28 protein-coding genes and 1 riboswitch are annotated in these 25,982 nt (G+C 39.3%); of the genes, 18 read left to right on the top strand and 10 right to left on the bottom strand.

The features are described from left to right. Window positions 1-4: 4 nt before the first annotated feature. Window positions 5-847: an aldo/keto reductase gene (locus AC25Y6_RS05145; RefSeq protein ID WP_488142326.1), complete on the top strand. Its 843-nt coding sequence runs from the start codon at window positions 5-7 to the stop codon at window positions 845-847. Window positions 848-1,036: 189 nt separating this feature from the next. Here AC25Y6_RS05145 and AC25Y6_RS05140 read toward each other — a convergent pair whose 3' ends face one another. Further along, window positions 1,037-2,203, bottom strand: a complete 1,167-nt coding sequence (locus AC25Y6_RS05140; RefSeq protein WP_488142243.1) for an aminotransferase class I/II-fold pyridoxal phosphate-dependent enzyme — start codon at window positions 2,201-2,203, stop codon at window positions 1,037-1,039. Window positions 2,204-2,372: 169 nt separating this feature from the next. After that, a riboswitch (SAM riboswitch) is annotated at window positions 2,373-2,483 on the top strand. Between the two features lie 102 nt (window positions 2,484-2,585). On the opposite strand from AC25Y6_RS05140, the gene AC25Y6_RS05135 reads away from it, so the two are divergent. Genes AC25Y6_RS05135 through AC25Y6_RS05125 form a run of 3 tightly spaced genes read left to right on the top strand, consistent with a single transcriptional unit; the run spans window position 2,586 to window position 5,090 of the window. Then, complete coding sequence (locus tag AC25Y6_RS05135; protein WP_488142242.1) at window positions 2,586-3,599, top strand: methionine ABC transporter ATP-binding protein; 1,014 nt, start codon at window positions 2,586-2,588, stop codon at window positions 3,597-3,599. Next, window positions 3,589-4,260, top strand: coding sequence for a methionine ABC transporter permease (locus AC25Y6_RS05130; protein WP_488142241.1), 672 nt, complete (start codon window positions 3,589-3,591; stop codon window positions 4,258-4,260). Before AC25Y6_RS05135 ends, AC25Y6_RS05130 begins: the two co-directional genes overlap by 11 nt. A 17-nt stretch (window positions 4,261-4,277) precedes the next feature. Then, window positions 4,278-5,090 carry a MetQ/NlpA family ABC transporter substrate-binding protein gene (locus AC25Y6_RS05125; protein ID WP_488142240.1) on the top strand — a complete coding sequence of 271 codons (813 nt, stop codon included), beginning with the start codon at window positions 4,278-4,280 and terminating at the stop codon, window positions 5,088-5,090. 64 nt (window positions 5,091-5,154) lie between these two features. Here AC25Y6_RS05125 and pepF read toward each other — a convergent pair whose 3' ends face one another. The 3 genes from pepF to AC25Y6_RS05110 all read right to left on the bottom strand — a co-directional run bounded on the left by pepF (window position 5,155) and on the right by AC25Y6_RS05110 (window position 7,976). Next, complete coding sequence (gene pepF, locus AC25Y6_RS05120; protein WP_482105171.1) at window positions 5,155-6,975, bottom strand: oligoendopeptidase F; 1,821 nt, start codon at window positions 6,973-6,975, stop codon at window positions 5,155-5,157. Between the two features lie 124 nt (window positions 6,976-7,099). Beyond that, window positions 7,100-7,396, bottom strand: a complete 297-nt coding sequence (locus AC25Y6_RS05115; protein WP_482105170.1) for a hypothetical protein — start codon at window positions 7,394-7,396, stop codon at window positions 7,100-7,102. Between the two features lie 151 nt (window positions 7,397-7,547). Continuing rightward, a complete protein-coding gene (locus AC25Y6_RS05110; protein WP_482105109.1) occupies window positions 7,548-7,976 on the bottom strand; it encodes a hypothetical protein in 429 nt (142 codons plus the stop codon). 122 nt (window positions 7,977-8,098) lie between these two features. Here AC25Y6_RS05110 and AC25Y6_RS05105 point away from each other — a divergent pair, with 122 nt between their 5' ends. Both AC25Y6_RS05105 and AC25Y6_RS05100 read left to right on the top strand, forming a co-directional pair. Next, complete coding sequence (locus AC25Y6_RS05105) at window positions 8,099-8,818, top strand: AAA family ATPase (protein ID WP_488142239.1); 720 nt, start codon at window positions 8,099-8,101, stop codon at window positions 8,816-8,818. Window positions 8,819-8,867: 49 nt separating this feature from the next. Further along, window positions 8,868-9,353, top strand: coding sequence for a PaaI family thioesterase (locus AC25Y6_RS05100; protein ID WP_488142238.1), 486 nt, complete (start codon window positions 8,868-8,870; stop codon window positions 9,351-9,353). A 361-nt stretch (window positions 9,354-9,714) separates the two neighbouring features. On the opposite strand, the gene AC25Y6_RS05095 is transcribed toward AC25Y6_RS05100, so the two are convergent. Then, the gene (locus AC25Y6_RS05095; RefSeq protein ID WP_488142237.1) at window positions 9,715-10,977 is read right to left on the bottom strand and encodes an erythromycin esterase family protein; all 1,263 of its coding nucleotides are present in this window, start codon (window positions 10,975-10,977) and stop codon (window positions 9,715-9,717) included. A gap of 151 nt (window positions 10,978-11,128) precedes the next feature. Between AC25Y6_RS05095 and AC25Y6_RS05090 the strand changes: the two genes are divergently transcribed. From AC25Y6_RS05090 to AC25Y6_RS05080, 3 genes are all read left to right on the top strand, one after another. Continuing rightward, entirely contained in the window at window positions 11,129-11,368 is a 240-nt protein-coding gene (locus tag AC25Y6_RS05090) for a hypothetical protein (RefSeq protein WP_482105107.1), read from the top strand. Between the two features lie 23 nt (window positions 11,369-11,391). Then, entirely contained in the window at window positions 11,392-11,547 is a 156-nt protein-coding gene (locus AC25Y6_RS05085) for a DnaJ family domain-containing protein (protein WP_488142236.1), read from the top strand. Between the two features lie 145 nt (window positions 11,548-11,692). Next, window positions 11,693-11,998 carry a magnetosome magnetite crystal formation protein family gene (locus tag AC25Y6_RS05080; RefSeq protein WP_482099886.1) on the top strand — a complete coding sequence of 102 codons (306 nt, stop codon included), beginning with the start codon at window positions 11,693-11,695 and terminating at the stop codon, window positions 11,996-11,998. An 84-nt stretch (window positions 11,999-12,082) separates the two neighbouring features. On the opposite strand, the gene AC25Y6_RS05075 is transcribed toward AC25Y6_RS05080, so the two are convergent. Both AC25Y6_RS05075 and AC25Y6_RS05070 read right to left on the bottom strand, forming a co-directional pair. Continuing rightward, a complete protein-coding gene (locus AC25Y6_RS05075; protein ID WP_488142325.1) occupies window positions 12,083-13,939 on the bottom strand; it encodes an LTA synthase family protein in 1,857 nt (618 codons plus the stop codon). Window positions 13,940-14,179: 240 nt separating this feature from the next. Further along, window positions 14,180-15,775 (bottom strand): catalase, encoded by a 1,596-nt coding sequence (locus AC25Y6_RS05070; protein ID WP_488142235.1) that lies wholly within the window; start codon window positions 15,773-15,775, stop codon window positions 14,180-14,182. Between the two features lie 216 nt (window positions 15,776-15,991). Between AC25Y6_RS05070 and AC25Y6_RS05065 the strand changes: the two genes are divergently transcribed. Beyond that, a complete protein-coding gene (locus tag AC25Y6_RS05065; protein WP_488142324.1) occupies window positions 15,992-16,597 on the top strand; it encodes a YitT family protein in 606 nt (201 codons plus the stop codon). 28 nt (window positions 16,598-16,625) lie between these two features. Here the strand turns inward: AC25Y6_RS05065 and AC25Y6_RS05060 are convergent, their stop codons facing one another. Next, window positions 16,626-16,988: a hypothetical protein gene (locus AC25Y6_RS05060; RefSeq protein WP_482099882.1), complete on the bottom strand. Its 363-nt coding sequence runs from the start codon at window positions 16,986-16,988 to the stop codon at window positions 16,626-16,628. Window positions 16,989-17,120: 132 nt separating this feature from the next. On the opposite strand from AC25Y6_RS05060, the gene AC25Y6_RS05055 reads away from it, so the two are divergent. Next, window positions 17,121-17,246, top strand: a complete 126-nt coding sequence (locus AC25Y6_RS05055) for a hypothetical protein (RefSeq protein ID WP_488142234.1) — start codon at window positions 17,121-17,123, stop codon at window positions 17,244-17,246. A gap of 2 nt (window positions 17,247-17,248) precedes the next feature. Here AC25Y6_RS05055 and AC25Y6_RS05050 read toward each other — a convergent pair whose 3' ends face one another. Both AC25Y6_RS05050 and AC25Y6_RS05045 read right to left on the bottom strand, forming a co-directional pair. Then, window positions 17,249-18,172 (bottom strand): DsbA family protein, encoded by a 924-nt coding sequence (locus AC25Y6_RS05050; protein ID WP_488142233.1) that lies wholly within the window; start codon window positions 18,170-18,172, stop codon window positions 17,249-17,251. A gap of 41 nt (window positions 18,173-18,213) precedes the next feature. Continuing rightward, on the bottom strand, window positions 18,214-18,792 hold the full coding sequence (locus AC25Y6_RS05045) for a nitroreductase family protein (RefSeq protein ID WP_488142232.1): 579 nt from the start codon (window positions 18,790-18,792) through the stop codon (window positions 18,214-18,216). Window positions 18,793-18,927: 135 nt separating this feature from the next. Between AC25Y6_RS05045 and AC25Y6_RS05040 the strand changes: the two genes are divergently transcribed. From AC25Y6_RS05040 to AC25Y6_RS05010, 7 genes are all read left to right on the top strand, one after another. Further along, a complete protein-coding gene (locus AC25Y6_RS05040) occupies window positions 18,928-20,148 on the top strand; it encodes an MFS transporter (RefSeq protein WP_488142231.1) in 1,221 nt (406 codons plus the stop codon). An 11-nt stretch (window positions 20,149-20,159) separates the two neighbouring features. Continuing rightward, window positions 20,160-20,630 (top strand): DinB family protein, encoded by a 471-nt coding sequence (locus tag AC25Y6_RS05035; protein ID WP_482099878.1) that lies wholly within the window; start codon window positions 20,160-20,162, stop codon window positions 20,628-20,630. A 260-nt stretch (window positions 20,631-20,890) separates the two neighbouring features. After that, window positions 20,891-21,301 carry a MarR family winged helix-turn-helix transcriptional regulator gene (locus AC25Y6_RS05030; protein ID WP_482099877.1) on the top strand — a complete coding sequence of 137 codons (411 nt, stop codon included), beginning with the start codon at window positions 20,891-20,893 and terminating at the stop codon, window positions 21,299-21,301. Next, window positions 21,294-22,481: an MFS transporter gene (locus AC25Y6_RS05025; protein ID WP_488142230.1), complete on the top strand. Its 1,188-nt coding sequence runs from the start codon at window positions 21,294-21,296 to the stop codon at window positions 22,479-22,481. The genes AC25Y6_RS05030 and AC25Y6_RS05025 overlap by 8 nt, the downstream gene beginning before the upstream one ends. 324 nt (window positions 22,482-22,805) lie before the next feature. Continuing rightward, the gene (locus AC25Y6_RS05020; protein ID WP_482099875.1) at window positions 22,806-24,407 is read left to right on the top strand and encodes a BCCT family transporter; all 1,602 of its coding nucleotides are present in this window, start codon (window positions 22,806-22,808) and stop codon (window positions 24,405-24,407) included. Between the two features lie 154 nt (window positions 24,408-24,561). Beyond that, window positions 24,562-25,236, top strand: a complete 675-nt coding sequence (locus AC25Y6_RS05015) for an SOS response-associated peptidase (protein ID WP_488142229.1) — start codon at window positions 24,562-24,564, stop codon at window positions 25,234-25,236. Between the two features lie 15 nt (window positions 25,237-25,251). Continuing rightward, entirely contained in the window at window positions 25,252-25,959 is a 708-nt protein-coding gene (locus AC25Y6_RS05010; protein WP_488142228.1) for an NAD-dependent deacylase, read from the top strand. Window positions 25,960-25,982: the final 23 nt, after the last annotated feature.

Genomic DNA, 25,982 nt, shown 5'->3' with positions numbered 1-25,982 from the left:
TTGAATTATGAACAACTTACAATCAACAACAAAATTGCAAAATGGCGTGAAAATGCCTTGGTTGGGTCTTGGGGTATTTAAAGTTAAAGAGGGACAAGAACTGGTGAATGCAGTGAAAACTGCAATTACACATGGCTATCGCAGTATCGATACAGCCGCGATTTATGGCAATGAAGTTGGCGTGGGACAAGGTGTTCGTCAAGCAATGGCGGAATCTGGAGTTGCAAGAGAAGATCTATTCATCACATCAAAAGTCTGGAATTCAGAGTTGGGGTACGAAACGACAATCGCAGCTTATGAAGAAAGCTTAACTAAACTAGGTGTAGAATATTTGGATTTATACCTAATTCATTGGCCAGTAGCTGGTAAATATAAAGAAGCATGGCGCGCAATGGAAACCCTTTATAAGGATGGTCGGGTTAAAGCAATCGGTGTAAGTAACTTCCAGATTCATCACCTGGAAGATTTGATGAAAGATGCGGAAATTAAACCGATGCTAAACCAAGTGGAATATCATCCACGTTTGACACAAAAAGAACTGCATGCATTTTGCCGACAACATGATATTCAATTGGAAGCATGGTCTCCGCTTATGCAGGGAGGGTTGCTCGATAATACGGAACTTCAAGAAATTGCCGATAAATATGGTAAATCCATAGCCCAAGTCATTTTACGCTGGGACTTACAAAATGGCGTTATCACAATTCCGAAATCTACGAAAGAACATCGCATCGCCGAAAACGCTACCGTGTTCGATTTCAAGTTAACAGCAGAAGATATGGCACGCATCGATAGTTTGAATAAGAATCATCGAGTTGGTCCAGACCCGGATAACATTAAATTTTAATATGAATTAACATAAAAGTAAGGGATCAAAACTACACAAGTTTTGATCCCTTACTTTGGTAATTAGATGAGTGGAAATAGTGAATACGGTGTATAAACTGTGCATAGGCTCCATTCAAGGGCAGCCAGAGCCATTCCTTAGCGCAAGCGAAGTTAAAATGATTCTATATTTCAACATACACAATAATCATTAAGAAAATAGACCGAGTTTTTCAATCCTTGCAATTGCTTCAACTATACGATCTTCTTCTACTAATAAGCCTACGCGTACATAACCTTCGCCATGTTTTCCGAAGGCGTGCCCTGGTGCAACGGCAATGTCCGCTTTATCCAATAGTAAATTGGTGAAAGACTCACTTGTATATCCTATTGGAACAGGCAACCAAGCGAAGAAAGAAGCTGTTGGGGCAACGACGTCCCAACCGATTCGTCTACATTCGGAAATTAGGACATTTCTGCGACCTTCGTAGAGGGATACGAGTTCATCTACACAATCTTGGCTTCCTGTTAACGCAGCCGCAGCCGCGCGCTGAACAGCCGGGAAAATATCAATGAATAGATGGTCTTGTAATAAGTTGATTGCTTCTATGATATCGGCATTACCGATAGCGAAGCCGACCCGCCAACCGGCCATGTTATAGGTCTTTGACAACGTGTACGTTTCAATGCCAACGTCTTTAGCGCCTTCCGCCTGTAGGAAACTGACAGGCTTAACGCCGTCAAAACCGATTCCACCGTAAGCGAAGTCGTGAAGGATGGCAATATCATTGGCTTTTGCCAATGCAACCGTTTCTTCGAAGAAAGGTATATTGGCAGTTGCGCTGGTTGGATTGTTCGGGTAGTTCAGATACATTAATTTTGCTTGTTTTTTTTGTTCTTCCGTTAAGGCATTATAATCAGGTAAAAAATCATTCTCAGCTACCAATGGCATTAAATCATATTTAATGTTTGCCAAGCTTACACTTGATAAATAATCGGGATATCCAGGATCCGGAAGCAAAAGTAATTCACCTTCGTTCATTATGGCAAGCGGTAACTCAACCAAGCCGGGTTTTGTACCAAATAGAATTGCGACTTCTGTTGTCGGGTCAATTTGAACATCGTATTCTCGCTTATAAAAGTCGGCAACCGCCTGTTTTAATTCGGGCGTTCCTCTGAACGGGGAGTACCCGTGTGTTGCTGGATCTTCAACCGCTTCTTGAAGTGCTTTTACAATGTGAGGTGGAGTAGGTTGATCGGGGTTACCACGCCCCAAGTTAATAACGTCTCGACCTTCCGAAAGAGCTTCTTCAACATTTCGTACAAGTGATGCGAAAAAGTGCGGCGGTAAGTTTTTTAATCGATTTGATAGTGCCATTTAATAACCCCGTTTTCTATATAGTAAAAAACTATTATTTTAAGGTTAGTATACATGGAATGCAACTTAATTGACAATACTTCCGAAAAGGATAGCATGATGATAGGTTGACAAATTAATTAGAAATGACTACTATTAATGGTATATCATCAAAACAATAATATAATGGTACTTATCAAGAGAGACTGAGGGATAGGCCCGATGACGTCCAGCAACCCCTTGTGTAAAGCAAGGAAGGTGCTAACTCCTACAGAGTGAAATTCATTCTGAAAGATGAGCTGAAACCTTTTTCGGTGCTTCTTTCTTATTATGAAAGAAGCATTTTTATATGGTCAGGCATCCAGAGATTTCATACTTCCATTTAAAGAAAGAGGAGATTTATATGATACAAATACAAAACGTGTCGAAAGTATATACAACAAAAGAGAGAGTTGTTACCGGCGTTGATAATGTGTCGTTAGACATAAACACAGGAGAGATTTTCGGAATCGTCGGTTACTCGGGCGCAGGGAAAAGCTCACTTATCAGATGCCTCAACTTATTGGAGAAACCAACGAGTGGAACGATTTTAGTCGACGGTTTAAATCTGATGAATCTAAAAGGAAATAAACTTCGTCTGGCGCGTTTGAAAATCGGAATGATTTTTCAGCACTTTTATTTAATCAGCCAAAAGACTGTATTTGAAAATATTGCATTTGCATTGCGAGCTGCAAAAACATCTCCCGATAAAATAAATACACGGGTGACAGAGTTGCTTGAAATGGTCAGCCTTTCTGATAAGCGTGACGTCTATCCTGCACAGTTAAGTGGTGGCCAAAAGCAGAGAGTGGGCATTGCTCGTGCGCTTGCGAATAACCCATCCGTTTTGCTTTGTGATGAAGCAACTTCCGCACTCGATCCGAATACAACGCTATCAATCTTACGGCTTTTGAAAAAAATCAATAAGGAATTGCGTATTACAATTGTTCTTATTACGCATGAGATGAATGTAGTGAAGGAAATTTGCGATCGAATGGCGATTATGCAAAATGGCAAAGTGATTGAAGAAGGACAAGTATATGATATCTTTTCAAACCCTCAAGAAACATTAACCAAGGAGTTTATCAGTAGTGTCGTATCGTTTGATGTTCCATCAGCAATATTGAGTAGGTGTACGGGACAACTCGTTAAAGTTATGTTTAAAGGGGATGTGGCGGGCGAGGGAATTATCTCAGATATGGTCCAGCAATTTAGGGTACAAGGTAATTTCCTTCATGGCTCGATTGAATATATTCAAGAAATGCCTCTAGGTACTTTTTTAATGGAACTTAAAGGGGAAGATGACGAAATAGAAAAGGCCATTGCCTATATGTCATCGCGGGCTGCCCAAGTGGAGGTTATTGAATATGGGAATTGATATTCAACATGTTATGGAGCTAATGCCTGATATTACGAAAGCATTTGGTGAGACGCTTTATATGATAGGTATTTCTCTTGCCATCGCGCTAGTTATTGGACTGCCGTTAGGAATCCTATTGTTCACCACGGAAAAAGGACTGTTTTTAGAGAACAGGGTATTGAATTCAGTTCTCGGTTTTATCGTCAATATGGTCCGTTCTGTTCCGTTCATTATTTTACTAGTCGCGCTGATCCCGTTGACTATTTTAATAGTAGGAACTCCGATTGGTCCTGGCGCAGCGAGCGTTTCGTTATCTGCTGCTGCGATTCCATTTTTTGCTAGAATCGTGCAGACTTCGCTACGTGAAATTGATAAAGGTGTCATTGAAGCTGCAATCGCGGTAGGTGCGACGCCATGGATGATTATCAAAGATGTGCTACTGCCGGAAGCGAAAACAAGTATTATTCAAGGTGTGACAATGACAGTCATTAGTTTAGTCGCCTATTCGGCGATGGCAGGCGTTGTCGGCGGTGGAGGAATCGGCGATTTAGCAATCCGGTTTGGTTATTATCGTTACGACAATACGATTATGGTTGTCACTGTCGTGATATTAATAATTTTTGTACAACTAATTCAATTTGCAGGAGATCGTATTTCAAAAGTTGTTGATAAAAGATGATAGGGAGAGAAAAAATTATGAAAAAGTTTCTATTTGTTGTAGTAGTCATTATACTTGGAACAGTGCTTGCCGCTTGTGGTGGTAAAGAAGAAGCATCTGATGATAAATCCTTGAAGCTTGGTTCGACTGCAGGACCGTACAGCGATATGTTAAAAAAGGCGATTATTCCCGGACTTGAAGAAAAAGGATATAAAGTGGAACTAGTCGAGTTCAGCGATTATATTCAGCCGAACAACTCCTTAGCAAGTGGTGATATTGATGCAAACTTGTTCCAGAACACGACTTACTTGGAGAATGTTGTGAAAGAAACTAAAGCGGAATTGTCACCACTGATTATCGTTCCAACAGCTCCAATGGGGATATTCTCCAATAAATTCAAGTCTATCGAAGAAATTGAGGAAGGCGCAAAAATTGCCATTCCAAACGATCCTGTCAATGGGGCTCGTGCTCTATTAGTGTTACAAGACGTGGGTCTGATTGAATTCGATCCTAATGCAGAAGTATTAAAAGTATCCGAAAAGGATATCACAATGAACAAGAAGAACTTAGTATTTCAACCTATCGAAGCGGGACAGCTTCCACGCTCCCTTGATGGCACTGATTTAGCAGCCGTTCCTGGAAACTTCGCACTTGCTGCAAGCATGAATTTATTGGATGCGTTGGTTCTGGAAGATATGCTCGATATTTACAGAAATGTTGTTGCAGTAAAAACGGAAAATACCGATAAACAATTTGCTAAAGATATTATTGAAATCGTAGAGTCAGCAGAATTTGAAAAAGTGATTGATTCGGATTTTGAAGGTTTTGGTAAACCCGAGTGGATGAAATAAGAATTTCAAAATAGATAGCAAAAAGCTGGCGAGACCATTACGGTTTCGTCAGCTTTTTTTGAATTTATTGTGAGACATTCGCCTTTTCATTTGCTTCGATATCTTGCGTCAAAACGATGAGTTCATCAATCAAATCACCGATGTAAGCAATTGTGTCACGTAATGGTTGTTCTGTTGTAATATCCACACCTGCCATTTTTGAGAGTTCAGCAGGTGATTTTGTACCGCCCGCTTTGAGGACATCCAGCCATTCATCGACAGCAGGTAGACCTTCTTTCAAAATACGTTTAGACACTTGTGTGGAAATCGTAAGTCCAGCACTATATGTGTATGGATACAAGCCCATGTAATAGTGGGGCTGGCGCATCCATGTTAGCTCGGCACCTTCATTAATCTCTACAGTGTCCCCCCAGAACTCTTCAAGGACTCCGCGTTTAAAGTTATTTAAGACACCCGCATTGACACTACCACCTGAATCGATGCGTTCATACACTTTTCTCTGATATGCAGCTTCCAACAAATGTGTCACGAAATTGTGATAATACGTGCGTGCAACGATGGATGAAATGACCCAACGTTTGAATTTGAGATCATCCGAGTTTTTTAACAAATGGTTTGCAACAAGCATTTCATTCATCGTTGAAGGGGCCTCGATGAAGTACATGGATGGACGTGCATTGAATACATTCTGCTCACGATTCGCATTATAGAAATGACCTGCATGACCAAGTTCGTGAGCAAGTACAAATACGTCTTCCATGCTACCGGTCCATGAAATGAGAATATATGGGTGGTTACCGTAGGGGCTCGAACAAAAAGCACCCGTCGATTTACCTTTGTTCTGAGCAAAATCTATCCATCGTTCATTATACGAACGATCCACCATGTTAACATAGTCTTCGCCCATGATTGCAAGAGCGTCATCTATATACTTCTTCGATTCCTGAATTGTGATCTTCGGCTCATAAGTCGGATCAAGTGGAACTTTCAGATCGGCAAAAGTCATTTTATCAAGTCCATGGACTTTTTTTAGAAGGTTTGCATATTTACGCATATGAGGTGCAAGTTCGTTCGTGATCAAGTCAATTTGACGGTCATACATGGATTTATCAACTTCTTGATTGAATAATAAGTAGTCAAAAATCGTGTCATATCCACGTAAATCGGATGTTGTTTTTTCTGTTTGAAGATGCATATCGTACGTTTTTGCTGTTGTATGCTGGTAGTCTTTTAATTTTGCAGAAAATGCGTCAAACGCAGCGCGGCGCTTGTCCGTGTCTGCTTCCGATTCCCAGTCACCTTCGAACGATACATAGCTTAATGGATACATTTTTCCATCGACTTCAAAATCATCAAACGACATGTCGACCATTTTCGTCGTATTATACAAGCCGTAAGGAGCGTTGAATGTTGATGAATACGCAGCCAATGTTTTTTCAACCTCAGGATGCAATTGGTACTTCTTTTTACGGATTAATTTCTCCAAATAATTTTTGAACACATCAGATTGTTTCATTGCATTTTCTAATACATCGACAGGTAAGAGGGAAAGTTCGCTGTCAATGAAGGAAAGTTTACTGTTCATTCTTGCCGCAGTAGAACCGAATTTACTTGAACGCATTTGTGCTTCATCATCTGTCTGATCCGTACTGAACGATAAACTTGTATACGTACCGACAGGAACAATTTGTTCGTAAATTGCTGCAAAGCCTTTGAGTGCGTCATTTACAGAAGCGGCGTCCTTAATATTTCCTTTGAATTGTTCAACGTATACTTCAACGTCCTTTTCTAGCTCGATTATTGCATTGTTATATGCTTCTTCAGTTTTGAAAAGATCCTGTAAATTCCACGTTTCTTCTAGCTGTACTTCTGAACGCAGTGGCATACTTTTAACCAATCGAATCACTCCTTTTTATTACGGATGTCGAACTAAATATTAGTATATAGGAGAATTGATAATAATAAAAGATTGAGTCTATCTTTTCTTAACCTTCAGAAAGATAAAAGCGTTACTTTGAAAGCCTTTGAATTTCATCGGTTACGACAAAAGCAAGTTCATCATTGCCGAAAAGCTGCAATACATCGAGCATTGTTTCATTGTCAATGTCTATTTCTTCTTCAAATTTTGCTTCTTCTATTATTTTTTTCATCGTTTCGTTTTCTTGTTGCTCTGGATAAGCTTTGCCATACAGTACATGTGGATTTAAGTCGTTATTTGAACACCATTGCACAAATAACCTGATCATCAGCTGTTCATCCTGCTGATATTTCTGAATGACTTGATCATCGATACTTTTAAATTCCATCACGGAAATGCACTCCTTTTTTAATGCCTATTAACAAGTATATACGATAGCTGAAACATTCAACGAGTAATATACAATTGTATTAAAAACGATAAGCAAGTCAACAAAAAAAGGACAAGAAAGTTTCAGGTTTCTTGTCCTTGCAAATTACCTATTTTATAAATAACTGAACTAACCAGTCAACATCTAGTGGTCCGTCAACGACTTCGTAATAGAGTAATGAGTTTTGGATGATTAAATTCTCATTTAGGATAATCGTAATTTCGTTACCGTCTTCATCTTGTAACATAATGCTGTACTCTTCGATATTGTCCTCAAGTCTAATATCTTCCGGCTTCAATTTCCGGATTTTATAGTCTTGGAGAAAATTAAGCAAACTTTCAATTTTATCTTCATCCTTGGTATATTCGATATTGTAGCCGAGGGGGGAAGCTTTTGTTAGTATAAGTGAAGTGAAAGGGTTTTGAATAGCGTCGAGAAGTACTATAAACTCCTTGTCATCGTAATCGTGGAGGGACTGGACCATTGCGTAAGTTCCACCCATCATTATGGCAAGCAGTATAAGTCCTCTAATTATCATCTTCAATTCCTCCTGTAACTCGTTTATGTAGTATACGCAGACGATTGTGTTTTGAATAGTACTGTGACCAATACTATTATGCTTATTCATACAAAAAGGTTAATAGAAGGGAGTGTGAGCAATTGTTTTTGAAAAGAATTACGCTAATGCATGATGAAGGAAGTTCACTAGATGAGTATCCTTTTTCAATTCCATCTATTCAATCAATGTCAAAACTGGATTTAAAGAAAAGCGTTACGTTTTTTGTAGGAGAAAATGGGTCGGGTAAATCAACGTTACTTGAAGGGATTGCAGATTTATGCGGATTTAATTCAGCGGGTGGCGGAAGAAATAATAGTTACGATGTAGACGCATCTGAAAGTGCGATTAGTGAGTATCTACGCTTGTCGTGGATGCCTAAAGTGACAAAAGGGTTCTTTTTACGGGCCGAATCTTTTTATCATTTTGCTTCACATATTGACAGTTTAGGAGCAGCCGCGCTTGAGAGCTATGGCGGTAAGTCTCTACATGAACAGTCACATGGGGAATCCTTCCTGTCATTATTTTTAAATCGTTTCAATGGAAAAGCCGTTTATCTGTTGGATGAGCCCGAAGCCGCATTATCACCGCAAAGGCAGTTGGCATTTCTGCGTATCATGCATGATCTTGTCCAAGAAGAGGAATGTCAGTTTATCATCGCCACTCACTCACCAATCATTTTAGGCTATCCTGATGCAACCATTTTGAGTTTTGATGATGGAGTGATAAAAGAAACGGAATATGAAATGACAGAGCACTATCAGATTACAAAATACTTCCTTGATCATAGAGAAAAGTTTTTAAAAGATATTTTGTATGATTAATTACTTATCAGAATGTTATAATTAATATGGAATGGGGGAGGTTGGAATAATGGAGACGAAAAGAGAAGTAGTAAATGCAATACAAGATAACTATCCTGATGATTTTTCTTGGTGTTTTGGTTGCGGTAGATTAAATGAAGACGGTTACCACTTCCGTACAGGTTGGCTGGGGGAGGAGACGGTAACTTTTTACGAACCGTCACCAAAACATATTGCAATTCCAGGGTTTGTCTATGGGGGACTTATTGCTTCGCTTATTGACTGCCATGGGACGGGCTCGGCTGCGCTTGCCTTGCACCGGAAAAACGGTAATGAACCGGAGAGCGAAGTAGAACCACCACGTTTCGTCACTGCATCATTGAACGTGAATTACTTAAAACCTACTAAACAAGGAACATTATTAAAAGCGGTAGGTAAAGTAGAAGAAATCCATCCAAAGAAATTTAAGGTATCAGTTGAGGTTTTAGCGGACGAGTCACTTGTTGCAACAGGAGAAGTCGTTGCAGTTGTCATGCCAGCCACCTTTGCACAATAATCATTAAAACAATAATAGTACATGCTGATTGCCATTAGGCAGTCGGCTTTTTTTTCGTATTAGTATATAAATAATTAAAGAGTATTGAAAATGAATGCCAAATGAAACAGTTGGGTAGACTGATTTCAGCTCCTTATAATTATATAGAACAAGATAGGGGGCAAGGAGGGAAATGAAAATGAAGACAATAGTCGAAATCCTCGCAACCATCTTACTCGTTGTTATTGGAGGAAAACGCGAGAGCGACTTAATCACCATGAAACGTTGATAGAAATGCCGTTGTAATTGACGCTTTGCATATCTAAAGTAAGAAGCCAAAAGAACAAGCCAAATTGAGTATTCAAACTGGCTTGTTCTTTTTCTATGCTTCAACTATCGGGGTGAGTGCCTTGGTTTGATCTATAAATATAAATGCATCATATCGATTTCCCATTTGGGAAGGAACATAATTTCCGTATGCCTCATTCTCAGGGTTGTAAACGACTCCAATTGCTCGATGACCAATCCAGCTGATGAAGTGTTCCTTGTTTTCTTCGTCAAAGATAAATAACTTATCGAATGCTCCTGTTTGATGTAGCAAAGCTTCCCAAGAATGTTTTCGTGCAGGAGGTACATTTATGATTCTATATGGGACACCCCACTCCTCGGCTGCAATGACAGTGCCCTGGTGTGTACCGAACCCCACCGCGTAGACTTCGTCATCTTTATACTGTTCGCGGAGCAATTGACCGACATTTAGCATTCCATCGTCTTGCATTGTTGTGGCACGTGCGTCTCCGATATGTGTATTATGCTCCCAAACGATTATTTTGGAATTTGTTCCGTAATAATTTTTCACTTCATTAATTACATTCACCATATGTTCGTCGCGGATATTCCAGGATCGTGTATTGTCTTTAATCATGGTGCGGTAATATTCCTCAGCTTTATCAACTATAATTGCGTTCACTTTTAAATTCAAATCGGCTTCATTGGTTTCATCGTAGTTTTTTATATTCGAATGAATTGACGATAGTAATTCGCTAACTTCATTAGTACAGACTTGTGAAAAATGTGCTGTGGAAATTGCATAATGATCCGGCATACCGTTAAAAGGCTCAAAACAGGAAAAAGCTTTCTTCGCAAGCTTAAGGTCCGCACCTTCAGGATTAGTCTCTGTTAGATAACTAATAATTTCTTCCATCGATTCCCATAGACTATATATATCAATGCCGTAAAAACCCACTTTTCTATCCGGGTTTTTATTGTTATTATGCGTTTTTAACCATTCAACAAAATCAGCTATATCTTCATTAGCCCACATCCAAGTTGGCCATCTTTTAAATGCTTTGACTATTTCTTGTGCACTTGCATCACTTTCGCTGTAACCCTTTATATATTGGTTGACTATTTGTGCAGAAGGCCAATCACCTTCCACAGCAATGGCCGTAAATCCTTTTTGCTCAATCAACTTCTTAGAAATTTCAGCACGTATTTTATAGAATTCAGAAGTACCGTGACTCGATTCACCCAATAGTACAATCGAAGCATCTCCAATTGCATCGATTAGTGCGGCAAATTCCGCATCAGAATCCATTGGAATTGCATATTTTATCACTGCTTCTTCAAGTGTATATTTCAACATTTTGCCCGCCTTTCTTGCAATGTATTATAAAAGTATGCCCCGAAATTTTTATCGTACCCTTATTTAAGTTGAATAAAATAATTAACTTTCCTGTGACTGATAATTCCGATAATGTACAATGGAACTAACAATATGGTAAAGGGGGATTTATATGCTAGAAGGAGTCATAATTGTTGGGCTTGTCATGTGTGTACCGATTATTGCTATTGTTACTGATCACCAGCGTCGTATTGTGAAAATAAAAGGGGAGTTTATGCGCGATGAAATTGAGTTGGAAAAACTGAAACAGCAAAACTATATCATGGAAACAGAAAAGATGAAGATAGAATTGGAACGGATGAAACTGGACTATACAACAGGGAGCAGTGAAATAATGAAAGTTTTAAAATAGTAGAAAAAGAGTCGTTAACGAGTATGAGCGAAGATAAGTTGAATCCTCCATACAATGAGTTAATAGGTGATATTCTAAAGGAATATACAAAACGTGGCCGAATGGATAATTTGGCGGGACATGGAAAACCTTTATCGCAAGAGTATTTTGCTGATGATACGTTTCTGCACTTTCAATGAATTGTAAAAGATGAAGGTTATAAAACGCATTGGTTAAATTTGCAGCATGAACAAAAGAGTGATAGTGAATCTTGAGATAAATGAAACTTCCCCTTCTTTCAACCGTATTATAAGCTAATGGAATAAATGGGGGAGGTTTTTGTATTTGGAAAAGACAGGTTTAAAAGTATTGGTTCATGCGAGTGCTTTTTTCGCTCCATTTTTGGTTCCATTCGTTATTTATCTTATTATTGATGATTTAGAAGTTAAAAGAGTGGCAATACAAGCAATCCTTTTTCAATTAGTGATGGGAGCATTGATTTTCGTATCTGCACTACTGATAGTCGTAATTATTGGTATTCCATTAATTCTTGGGTTTCTTTTAATGTGGCTTATCGTTCCAATCATTGGAATTATTAAGGCACTAAATGGGGAATCGTACGATTATCCGATTGTTGGTAGATGGATTTAATAGTGAAAACGAAAGACACGCTCCATATATTGGAACGTGTCTTTTAATCATTGTTAAGTTTTTCAGCTTATCGCTTGGATTAAATCACTTACTACCAGACTTATTGTGATTGGCTTTTTTATTTCGAGTAGTATAGGAGTTTAAGATTTGATCTGATTGTTGCATGATTTGTAGCGTGTTATCGATAGATTGCTGAGTTTTATTGTTACGTGGTTTCTCTATCATTGTTTCCAAGTTATAGAGGGTTGCGGGTAATCTAGCACTTGGTGCAACGTATAGTGAGTCATTGTTTATGAAAGAACTGCCAGGCAAGTAATAACGCATACCAAGTAAATTATTTTCGTAGTGAAACAAATTGTGACCCATCATCTGCTCATGATGTTGGATTCCGAGCAAATTCAATAAGGTCGGCATCAAGTCAACTTGCCCGCCCAAGTGGTTAATCGTTTCACCGCTGAAAAGTCCACCTCCAGTAAAAATGACCGGGATGACAAAACGGTCAGACAAGTTATAGGGATGACCGAGCAAATCCAAAAGTATTGACTCGTCTTTATCTGTGACAGGAGCCCCGTGAATTCCTGAATGATCCCCGTAAATAAGTATCAGCGACTCATCATACAGACCATCCTCTTTCAGTGTATCAACAAAATTCCCGATTTGTTCATCTGTATATCGGATGGATTGAAAATAATTGCCAACATACGTGTCGTCATAACTGCCTGGCAGTGTGAGATACTGAAGAGTTTCAGGCATTTCAAATGGAGTGTGGCTCGTCATCGTTATGATGTTAGAATACATTTTTTTGTTCTTTATTAATTGCGGAGGCAGTTGTTTTAAAACGAAATCAAACAGCACTTCATCTGCCGGTCCGAAGCCTATTTCTAGTTTTTCCGGAATTTCTTCATCTGTATAGATATAATCAAAACCGAGTGCAGGGTATAGTTTATCACGACTCCAATAGGTGATGCTATCTGCATGATACGTGGCCGTTCCATAACCCTTTTCCCCTAAAGTGTGTAGGAGGGAGGGAACGGGATCACCAGTTAAGACATTGACGGTCGGGTCCATGCCTTCGGGATAGATGGACGTATGCATAAGCCATTCAGTGTCGGATGTGTTGCCAGCACCGATTTGCTGATAGACATTATCAAAATAGACACTATCCTTCAATAAGGCATTTAGATTCGGTGTAATTTCTTGCCCGTTCACTTTCTCACCGATTACAAAGCCTTGCAGCGATTCAACTTGTATGACGAAAACATGTCGATTTTTTGAAATTCCATACGAGGCATGCTTATCCGCTGGGACATAATCATTTCCTTTTAGCTTTTCAATGTCAATTTCAGATAAATTAACATCAGAGGCAAGTGCAATTCCGAAGCCACGTGTGAAAACTTGGACGGCTTGTGATTGCAAATAGCCATTCTCTTTTGCAAAATATGAAACATCGATGAGTGGTTGCCGGAATGCCAATAACGTTGTAATGAGACTGATGCCGCCGAATAGTATGGTTAAACGCCTGCCGACTTTGAATGAGGGTTTAATATTTTTGTTAGTAAAGTAATAAGCGATGGGAAGTATCAGCACCATATCTAGGAAAAATAGAAAATCATATGGCTTGCTAAGAAGTCCGATAGTTCCTCCCACAGAATTTGACTGGTAAATCTGACGTAAGTCATAATAGGAAGGAATCGTTGAAAAGTAACGTGTGTAGTAGATAATCGCTATGAATAAGACGGATAATGTAATGTTAAATAGAAGGATTCCCGTCCATACTCGTTTTCTTGCTAAGAAAATAACTAGAGACAGGAAGAATGCCCATAGAGGGAATTCAATGAGTGCAATATGTAAGATGGATTTATTATGAAAAACGACCAATCGGAAGCCGATTATTTTGATGAATAGGAATGTCAAAATGATTATATAAGGATTAGTTAGGATAGATTTAACAGTTTCGCTGAACTTCTTAACCTAAAACACCTCCGATAAAAAATCTATAAACTCAGTGTACCAAAAATAATTTTTGGTGTGAAATAAAGAGTGGAAAGAATAACCCTCAATGTACATTGGTAGAGAATTTCAAAAAAGAAGTCATAGTAATGGAACTCTTTCTTTCATGCAAAAGCACCTGAAATAGAACAGCTCACTCAAATGGAATTACCCATTCGAGTGAGCTGTTTTTTAATAAGGATCGGCTTTATGACCCTTTCGCACCGCTTCATCAGGTGCCTTATCACCGTCTCTATTACCGAGAGGTTTTTGACTCGAACCTTCTTTTGTCGAGTGGGCCAATCCGTCACGTAAACGACGCCCGTATTCTTCGTCAGCTTCTTCTGCAAGAGCAATCATTTTTTCTTGGATGCGCTGGTCGCAATTGGAAAGGTCTGACACCAGGTTTGATATTAAATCATCTCGTTCCCAGTCTTCAAACATGCGATACGTATCCCCTGCTTGTTTTGTATTGCTTTGTCGATCAATCGACTCCCTAACGAGATTACCTTGAATGTAAGGTGAGTGTTCTGTTCCATCCTGTGTAGCTTCTTTCAATCCGCCTAAAATTGAAGGCTCATAGTTAATATGCGGGTTCTGACCAGGGGCTCGGTCAACTTTAAGCTGCATCTGCCCACCGCTCTGATTCGTCGCAACCCGTTTTTTTGGTGCGTTGATCGGAAGTTGCAAATAGTTTGCACCGACGCGGTGTCGCTGCGTATCAGAGTAGGAGAATGTACGCCCTTGGAGCATTTTATCATCAGAGAAATCGAGGCCATCTACAAGGACACCTGTACCGAATGCAACTTGTTCCACTTCCGTGAAGTAATCTTCAGGATTTTTGTTTAGGACCATTTTGCCGACAGGTAGCCAAGGAAACTGATCCTCAGGCCATAACTTTGTATCGTCAAGCGGATCGAAATCAAGTTCAGGATGTTCATCGTCGCTCATAACTTGGACTAGCAGCTCCCATTCGGGATATTCGCCGTTTTTGATAGCGTCATATAAATCCTGTGTCGCGTGATTGAAATTAGTTCCTTGGATTTCACTTGCTTCTTTTTGTGTCAAGTTTTTAATACCTTGTTTCGGTTCCCAATGATACTTAATAAGTACAGCGACCCCGTCCTTATTCACCCATTTATACGTATTGACACCGGAGCCTTGCATCATGCGGTAGTTGGCAGGAATGCCCCAAGGTGAATAAACGAATGTTACCATATGGAACGATTCAGGTGAGCTCGCACAAAAGTCGAAAAATCGTTCACTGTCTTGAATATTCGTAATTGGATCGGGTTTAAAAGCATGAATCATATCGGGAAACTTAATCGCATCTCGGATAAAGAAAATTTTTAAATTGTTCCCGACAAGATCCCAGTTACCGTCTTCTGTATAAAACTTTACGGCGAAACCACGTGGGTCACGAAGTGTCTCAGGCGAGTGCCCACCATGTATTACGGAAGAAAAGCGAACAAATACAGGTGTTTGTTTCCCTTTTTCTTGAAAAAGTTTCGCGCGTGTATACTTGGAGACCGGTACCTTGCCAGCTGTTCCATATGCTTCAAAATAGCCGTGTGCGCCCGCTCCACGAGCGTGAACGACGCGTTCAGGAATTCGTTCTCTGTCGAAGTGACTAATCTTCTCCAGAAAATCGTAGTTTTCCAAAACGGCAGGACCTCGATTGCCGACAGTCCTTATATTCTGGTTTTTTGTAACAGGGTGCCCCTGTCTATTCGTCAATGTGTCTTCATGTTCTTCAGATGATTTGTTATTAGATGGATTTTCAGACAAATGATAGCCTCCTCTTTGATGTGACGAAACGTAGGCGATGCAACTCAACCGCTGATTTACCTTAATAAGGTATTTCATTCATTCTTTGCACTATTTTAAAGGGATTAATTCCAGTTCCTTCTTTAATTATAATGAATTGTCGTTATTGGGTTAAGAAATGTCCAAGTCAATCATATACATCTATAAAGTAAATAAAATAGGTGGGATCCTGTGTACATGTTCGAAAAAGCGTTAACTATATTTCTAGGCAGTTTGTTAGTCGCAGTTGGTGTGAATATGTTTCTTGTTCCGTTTGAGTTGTTGGATGGCGGTGCACTTGGGATTAGTTTGATTTTTCATTATGCGATGGATGTTAAGGTGGGTCTTACGTTTCTTATCGTAAGCATTCCAATCTTCATGTTGGCTTGGAAGTACTATCGTTCGTTTTTCTACCACGGAATCCATGGCATGTTACTTTCATCCCTACTTATAGATCTATTGTATCCATTACATATGATTGGAAGGGAATTGGTAACTGTTCCACTAGTAAGCGCGATTTGTGGCGGAATCATTATCGGTACGGGAATAGGCATGATGCTCCGTCTCGACATTAGTATTGGAGGAACTGATTTACTGGCCCAAATGTTCGCAAGAAAATTGATGATTAATCCAGGCATTATGATATTTAGCGTTGATATACTGATTGTTACAATAGGAAGTCTGCTGATACCTTCAATTCACATAGTATTGTCAATTGCGACAGTGTTCTTTGCCGGTCTAACAATGAGTCTGATTGTAGCTAAAACTGGGAAAGTAAGAGGTGCAAATATGGAGCTGAATTGAACAAATATGTTGAATGAAATTAAATCTTTTATGTTTCTTCTTTAACTCCGACATTATTGAATCCGTTGTAAATATCAATTGAATTTGTCACGATGATCGCTAATAAGATGGAAGTCTTACTTATGTCGATTATGAAAGTGATTTTCTCTGTAGTGCTGTCGTAGAGTTCTACCATATACGGTACAAATTCAGGATTGAACAAGTTCGGATTTAATATAATGGACAAAAGTAGCGCAGTCCAAAGTACATTGACAATAAAATTTCCGCCTGCAATTCTAGTTGTCCATTCTAAACCAGTGGATTTATAAACAGACAAAGACAATTCAAACGTAATTAATATTAATAAGAAAGGAAAGTAATAAAGCATAGTATCCCCATTCAAAGCAAACATGAAAGCATTCCCTTCCGCCGTTGTATGATTATCCTAAAGTATTGCCAAATTAATGATGAAAAATAAGCTCGCGGATATGTTTTTTGAGACAAACTAGGAATGATTGATATGAATGAATAACTTAACCGGAATTTGGAGTTGGATAGTGAAAGAGGGGATACAAAAACAAGACCGAGTGTCGATCCACTAGGTCTTGTTTTTGTCATTATTCATGATTTCAAATACTATCGATGTCTCGCTGCATTGATCATCGAGTAGTGCTATCCGATGATTGTAATATACTTTTCGCCAAGTACTTCCTTTGTTTCAAAATCGGTATTGACCAATTGTTCACTTACGAAAGCTTCAAAATCTTTTTCCTCAATTGCAAAAAACTCTTCGATTTCACGTGAGAATAACAGTTTCTCTTTTTGGATTAAGGTCAATAAGTTGGATAGTTGTTTCGGTTGTATAGTATCCCCCGGGAGGATTTGTTGTAGTGCTGCAATGTACTGTTCAAGCGCACGTGCTCCTACAATTTTGACACCTTTTTTCTCTTCATTCAATATAACGATTGTAGGGAAGCCACGAACGCCTAGTTGCCGCACAAGCTGAAAATCTTCATGCAAAGAAGTTTCCGCTTCTGGCAGTTTCGATTGTCTAATGATTTCTTCCCCGTTAAGTCCGACACTATCGACAAGCTCTATTAACATGTCGTCTTCTGCAATGTTTCTATTGAAAGCGAAAAGAGCCTCCCGTGCACGTCGTAAAAATGCGTTTGCAAGATCCGGGCTTTGCTGATCTATCACTTTAAAAACGCGGGAAGGAATGAAGGAAGATTTGATTGGATTATCATGCCAGAGAGTTCCATCAATCGGCATGCGGGAATGTTCACCAACCTCTCTCCAGTGATCGGCAACGTCCACAGGCCCATTGATGCCATTTGCAGTATCCGAAAAGCCATCCCAGTTTTCCAATAATCCACCCATCAATGTATGCATATTGAAGTATTGACCGTATTGCGATTCAAATTTGCGGAGTACGGGTTCCAATGCCCAGCAATGGGAACAAATTGGATCCGTTACATAATACAGATCGACTTTTTTGGTAGGTGCAGAGAGGTCGATGAATTCCATTACGGTATCACCACCAGGCCCACATATGCCTGTTTCTAAGTCGCACATCATGTTGTTTTTCGTTTCCATTTCGATTCCTCATTTCTATATTATGACTACTTCAAATTTTTTTAATCAATCCAAGTTGTGAATTCACTAAAATTGGTCTTTTTAAAAGACTTCGGTTCCATTTCGGGATAACCGAGGTAGATAAATGCAAGAACTTCACCTTTTTCGGATAGTCCAAAAAAGTCTCTTACATTCGGATGATAACAAATTGCACCTGTTCGCCAGATTGCACCTAGGCCTAACGCGTGAGCAGTCAACAGCATATTTTGGATACTGCTACTGACAGCGGCATATTCTTCTTTTTCAATGATATTCTCTTTTTCTCCCGGTTCCATACCAACCGCGATAATAACGGGGGCGCGCAGGGGATTCCTTTTGCTTCGTTCAATTTTCGATTGACTACTCTCGGACAGCGGATCTTCCTGTTCAGCACTTGTAATCTCTCCTAGGACTTTACCTAACTTTGTTCTGCCATTTCCTCGCAATACGAAGAATCGCCAAGGTTCCGTCCTATGATGGTTGGGTGCATAAGTACCCGATTCAATAATCTTTTCAATAAGATCCACTGGTACAGCCTGTTCCGTTACTAGTGGAATGCTTCTTCGTGTTTTGATGAGTCGCCTCTTTCTATTGGTGGTCAATCATTACTACATAAGTATATCGACATAAGAAGCTATAATCATTTATTTCGAATTATAAAGCATCCAAATACTCTGAAATTGATATATACTTGTTCTATGAAGTTTTTATCAGCAAAGAAAGGACGTGAGAACCAAATGACAAAAATAAAAGAAGCAGGTCCACTGGGAAATCCCGTATATCCAATCATGTTTGCAATCGGTGGTGTCCATTTGCTGAACGATACGCTGCAAGCAGTGGTTCCTGCAATGTTTCCCGTCCTTGAAAAGGAAAGGGGACTTACCTTCACTCAACTTGGGTTCATTTTTTTCGCTTTGAATATGGTTGCATCCGTTTTACAACCGGTTGTCGGGTATTTCAGTGACCGAAAACCGAAACCATATGCATTACCGATAGGGATGATGTTCTCATTTGTAGGAATAGGAGGGATTGCCCTTTCCCCGGACTACTGGATGATTATTGTCTCTGTTATGTTTCTCGGGTTCGGTTCCGCAATTTTTCATCCGGAAGGGTCAAGAGTATCTTTCATGGCGGCAGGATCGAAGCGTGGACTTTCTCAATCTATTTATCAAGTAGGTGGAAATTCTGGACAGGCACTAGCCCCATTGATCAGTGCATTTATTCTAGTGCCACTTGGACAAATAGGAGCGGCGTTATTTATGCTTGTCGCAGCACTTGGTATTTTCATCTTACTAAAAATATCCGCATGGTATAAAAAACAGCTTGATCAGGAGAAGTTGAACAATCGCAAGAAAGTGTTGCTATCATCCATAGGAAAGCTAACAAAAAAACAAGTGGGAACAGCGCTTGTATTACTGCTTGTCATCATTTTTGCCCGTTCATTTTACGTTACGAATATCACTAGCTTTTTCATCTTTCATTTAATGGATAAGTATAATCTTATTGATAAAGAAGGGCTATTATACATATTCTTGTTTCTTGCACTCGGAGCGGTGGGGACGTTTTTCGGCGGGCCAATGGCTGATAAATTTGGTAGAAAGAATATCATAGTTCTTTCGCTCGCTGTGCCGATACCCTTATGTCTACTGCTCCCATACGTCCCGTTATGGGCTGTTGCCCTATTACTCATGACCATTGGGTTTTTCATTATGCTCAGCTTTTCAGTTACGGTCGTCTATGCTCAAGAACTCGTTCCGAGCAAAATTGGGACGATGGCAGGGCTCACAGTGGGTCTGGCATTTGGTATGGGAGCGATTGGATCCGTCGTCATCGGAATGTTGATGGACCAGCTTGGTATTTTCCCGACAATGATTATCGTTTCATTCTTGCCGATTATTGGTCTTGTCGGTTTAGCGCTACCACGTGATCGGAAAATGACGGCTGAAACTGCTTTGTAAGGAGAAACGTGATGAATAAATATTGTGGATATGCACTAAACCAGCTGAAGGTTTCCATTAACTCCATTAGTGAGTTAGTAGATCAATTAGATGACCATTCATTACAAATTAGACCTACGCCTAATGAATATTCAATTGGAGAGTTATTGGAGCATTTGGCAACAATTTGTGTAGCAGATTACCAAATCGCTGAAGGTGCAAGCAGGGATGAAATGACAGCGTATTATTCAACGATTAAATTGGCTTCTCTAGAAGAAATTAAAGATGCATTGTTGAGTAATTATACTTTTTTAGAAGAAAAATTCGCCACATTTAATGCTGAAGAATTGCATATGAAAATGACTTCTTATTGGGGGACTACATATTCAAGATATGAATGGTTGCTAGAAATAGTGGCTCATGTCTATCATCATCGGGGGCAACTTCATTCAATGCTAGTCCATTGTTGTGGGCTGGATCATGACGTACAGCTATTTGAATAGTCGTAGCTAAACATGTGCATAGATACTTAGAAATTAGTTGTCTATTGTTAAAATTCATTTCCATATATTTTAAGGTTGGCAGTATCATTACTTACACTATTCATCTAGATGAAGTGGAAAGGTCCTATAAACTTATTGAATTAATATGACAAGTGATCCCCGTACATTGGGATTGCTTGTTTTTTTCTGTTTACTTTACAAGCTTAGGTTGGCGAAGTATGATTAAATAGTTAGCTAGGTAAACAAAGGAGTTAATATGGATGAATCCGCTATTTCATGAACTATTTCAAAAGACCCGTATGTTGAGTAAAGAGTTAAATAAAACGCTGAAAAAGTATGATTTATTTGCGGCGCAATGGACGGTGTTATATTGTGTTAAGCAGCATGAGGAAATGAAATTAACAGATATATGGAAGTATTTAAATGTGGAAGCCCCAACAATTACGAGGACTGTCAGTCGCCTTGAAGACCTCGGGTGGGTCAGGACATTTGAAGGAATAGATCGAAGAGAAAAAGTGGTATGTCTTTCTGAAGAAGCGATAACAAAGTTCCCGCTAATAGAGGCATCAATTATTGAATTTGAGAATGAGTTTCTAAAAGAACTGTCAAAAGAAGATGAGCTGTTATTAATGGGTTTATTAAAAAGCCTTGATAAGGAAAGAAGTGAGTAAATTAGTGAAAAAAGAACCCATTTGGACAAAACCTTTTATAAGTTTATTTTTCACAAATATTTCAGTTTTTATCGTATTTTACGGACTCGTCACTACATTGCCACTATATGCGATTGGCGTGTTAAAGCGCACAGACGAAGAAGCGGGTTTATTAATGACGATATTCTTACTATCTGCAATTGTTGTCAGACCTTTTACGGGCAAGATATTGGATATTGTAGGGAAGCGGAAAATGTTATGGAGTGCCCTAGTCCTCTATTTGATATGCACAATCCTCTATTATTTTATCCAACCATTTGCAGGACTTCTAGTATTGCGATTTGTGCAGGGGATATGGTTTAGCATTATCACTACGGCGGCGCTGTCAATAGCTGCAGACATAGTACCGATGAAACGAAGAGGCGCGGGCCTTGGTTATTTTAATATGTCGACCAATTTAGCTGTTGTTCTTGGCCCATTAATTGCGTTATATCTAATTCAAAATTACTCGTTCGATGTGTTGTTTATTGTTCTAAGTATTCTAATGGTTATAGGTGTCCTTACATCCTTATTGGCGCCGGCCGGAAATGTTTCAGCAAAAAGTATTGGACAAACTAAATTGAAAATAGGAGACTTATTTGAAAAAGGAGCGTTGCCGATTGCTATGCTTGGTAGCTTAATCGCTTTGTCATATGCAAGCGTATTGTCGTATCTATCAATTTACGCACAGGAAAAAGGTCTCCTAGCACTCGCGAGCGCTTTTTTTCTAGTGTTTGCAACTGTGATGCTCCTGACTCGTCCATTTACAGGTATGCTATTTGACGAAAAAGGTTCACAATATGTAATCATTCCCGGTTTTATTTCATTTGCACTTGGTCTTTTCCTATTAGCAAATATGGATTCGGCAGTGTCCTTTTTAGTGGCAGGAGCGTTTATTGGATTTGGTTATGGAGCGCTCATACCTAGTTTTCAAACACTTGCTGTACAGTCGACAAAGCATGAGAGAAGTGGGTATGCGACTGCTACATTTTTCACGTTTTTTGACACGGGACTTGCTCTTGGATCGTACGTTTTAGGTTTGGTGGCTTTCCATTATGGTTATCAATCAGTTTACGTCATGTCAAGTGCTCTAGTATTCGCTGTATTTATCCTTTATTTACTAATTATACGAAGAAGAAAAAGAAACGAACAAACAATATAATTTGATAGAAAAGTCGAGTTGATAGGATGCACTCCGCCTAGATAGTCTCATTCCCTATAAAAATATGTTTTAAACAATTTCTTTTTCTTGGCCGCCTCAAGTGGTTTAACCGCTAGTCTAACGGCTTCGGCTCCCCCTAAGAAGGCATTAGCGCTCAAAATAGATAAGTGAAAGTTGAACCTGGAATATATGGGTTCATCTTTTTTTTTTTTGAAGAAAACTGAGATATTTTAAATATATTTCATTTAGGTAGACATTTGCACTTTAGAGTGAAGTGCTTTAGGGTATATAGTTATTAACTAAATTAATAGGGGTCGGTTTTCTTTGGACAAAAAGTTTTGGAAGAATCCAGTATTTTCAATTTCAGCATCAGTTATTTTTGTGCTAGTGCTATTAGGAGCGGTTTCACCGATACAATTCGGATATGTAGCAAATTTATTGTATGATTTTACAACGGTGAACTTTGGCTGGTTTTACCTGCTTACTGTATTTATTATAGTCGTATTTCTAGCTGGTCTGGCAATCAGTAAATTTGGTGCAATTAGAATAGGTGGAGATGAAGAGCGACCTGATTATCCATTTTTCACATGGATTGGTATGTTATTTTCGGCAGGATTTGGAGTAGGTCTTGTTTTTTGGGGTGTAGCGGAACCGATGAGTCATTATTTCACCTCACCGATTGAGGGCGTCGAGCCGCATTCAGAACAGGCGGCGCGGGTTGCGATGGGTTACTCATTCTTCCACTGGGGCATTTCACAATGGGCAATTTTTGGAATTGTTGGATTAGTAATCGGTTTTCTGCAGTTCCGAAAGAAAAAAGATGGACTCATTTCAACTGCATTAGAACCACTCATTGGAAACAATAAAAAAGTGAAGATTGGCATTGATTCCTTTTCTGTCATAGCAACTGTCATGGGTATTGCCACCTCACTTGGGCTCGGAATTTTACAAATGAGTGGGGGATTAGAGTCAGTTTTCAAGATTGAAAGTACGTTCACTATACAGTTAATCATCATTTTTATTGTATTTATATCTTATATGATTTCCGCATCCTCAGGATTGAATAAAGGTATTCGGTATTTGGGGAATTTCAACTTAGTATTGGCAATTGCGATGCTATTATTCTTCTTTATTGTAGGTCCAAAAGTATTTATTTTAGAAACGTTCACTTTAGCACTTGGTGATTACATAACGAATTTCATTCAATACAGTTTACGTTTGCAACCTTATCAAGGAGGAAGCTGGGTACAAGACTGGACAATATTCTATTGGGCATGGACAATTGCTTGGTCACCTTTCGTGGGCGCTTTTGTTGCACGTGTATCCAAAGGGAGAACGATTCGAGAATTCATCGTTGGAGTGATGGTTCTTCCACCGGTTTTCGCATGTATGTGGATTGCAACTTTGGGTGGGACAGCGCTATACAGTGACTTGAATAACGGCACAAAAATAGCAGAAGCTGTAGAAGCGGATGTTACATCGGCAATTTTTGCGACATTTGAACACATGCCTTTTACAGGATTAATGTCTGGTTTGGCAATTCTATTAATATTCACATTCCTTGTCACTTCCGCAGATTCTGCAACATATATCCTTGCTAGTATGACAACAAATGGGAGTCTATTTCCGCCCCTAATTGTCAAGATGACCTGGGGAGTACTTATGTCCGCAATCGCAGCGGTGTTATTGTACGCGGGAGGTCTGGATGCGCTCCAATCCGCTTCTCTAGTGGCTGCCTTGCCATTCACGGTACTCCTTCTACTACTGGTATTCGGAATGGGGAAATTGTTGAAAAAGGAACCTATTACAGTCAGACCTTCAGATATTAGAAATTTTGAACGTGTGGAAAAGGAAGCGAAGAAAAAGGCAGGAACTGATAAACCGCAAGTACCTTCATCTAAAAGAAGGAACCAACAGAAAAAGTAAATTATAATCAAAAAATGCAAGCCTCTAGGTGATTAGGGCTTGCACTTTTTTTTATTAGACTACATACTCATCAGTTAACGACGTTTCACATGATTCAAACATACAACAATGGTAGAGTTAGGTAAACAAATTCCATTTACAAAGGAGGATTTCTATGTGTGGTCGATTTACATTGTTTGCCCCTTATTTTGAAATGATCGAACGCTTTGACATTGAAGTAGCATTTCAGGAAAATGATTATATTCCGAGTTATAATATCGCGCCTTCCCAACAAGTTGTTGCCATTATCAATGATGGGAGGAAAAATCGATTGGGTCATTTGCGGTGGGGGCTTATCCCTCCTTGGGCAAAGGATGAGAAAATTGGATATAAAATGATCAACGCAAGAGCTGAGACTGTTTCAGAAAAACCGAGTTTTCGAAATTCATTTAAGAAGAAACGATGCCTTATTCCAGCGGACTCCTTTTATGAATGGCAGAAAGTAGAGGATGGAAAAGTACCAATGCGCATCAAATTGAAATCTGATGAGGTATTTGCTATTGCGGGTCTATGGGAGTCATGGGTTTCAACGGATGGAAGTATCATTCATTCGTGTACAGCCATTACGACAGTGCCAAATGAGTTAGTAAAACCTATTCACAATCGTATGCCTGTCATACTAAAACGTGAAAATGAGGCGGCTTGGCTTGATCCTAAAATTGAAGATATCGAGTTATTAAAAAGTCTATTGATGCCATTCGATGAAAAACAAATGGAGGCATACATTGTTTCTTCTGCAGTTAATTCGCCGAAAAACAATGAAAAATCTCTAATTATTGAAGTTTGTTAAGAAGGAGGACTTCGAATGTTGGCGGAGTTAATGGAGAAATCAAATTATACTATTGTCTATACAGGTGCTGGTATGTCCACAGAAAGCGGTTTACCTGATTTTCGGTCTGCAAAAACCGGGCTATGGGAAAATGAAAGTCCTGATCAAGTTGCAAGTACAGAAGCTTTAAATCTTGATGTAGAACGGTTTTTTTCCTTTTACCGTCAACGTGTGCTTGGAGTAAAAGATTGTAGACCGCATAAAGGCCATAGTATCTTAGCTAAATGGGAAAAGGATGGGCTTATACAAGGGGTAATTACCCAAAATGTTGATGGGTTTCATTCTGTTGCTGGCTCGAAAAATGTGATGGAACTGCATGGCACGCTGCAACAAGTCCATTGTGAATCTTGTGGGAAAGAATTCGGAAATGAGATGTATGAAGAAGAACGTTTCTATTGTAAATGTGGTGGAAAATTGCGACCATCTGTTGTTCTATTCGGAGAAGGGCTACCGGAAGATACTTTCATGAAGGCAGTGGAAGAAAGCGAACGGGCCGAGTTATTCATTGTATTAGGCTCATCACTGACTGTCACACCCGCAAATCAGTTTCCGCTTCTAGCAAAACAAAATGGGGCAAAGCTCGTTATAGTTAATATGGAACCAACGTTATTTGATGATTACGCAAATCTAGTCATTAATGGTCGACTGATTGGTGAAGTACTAATGGAAGCGGACTTCAATTAACTCCGTAATCAAGCAGAAGAAGC

It is taken from the genome of Sporosarcina sp. Y1004 (assembly GCF_057669665.1).
This window is presented reverse-complemented; position numbering and strand designations above follow the sequence as displayed.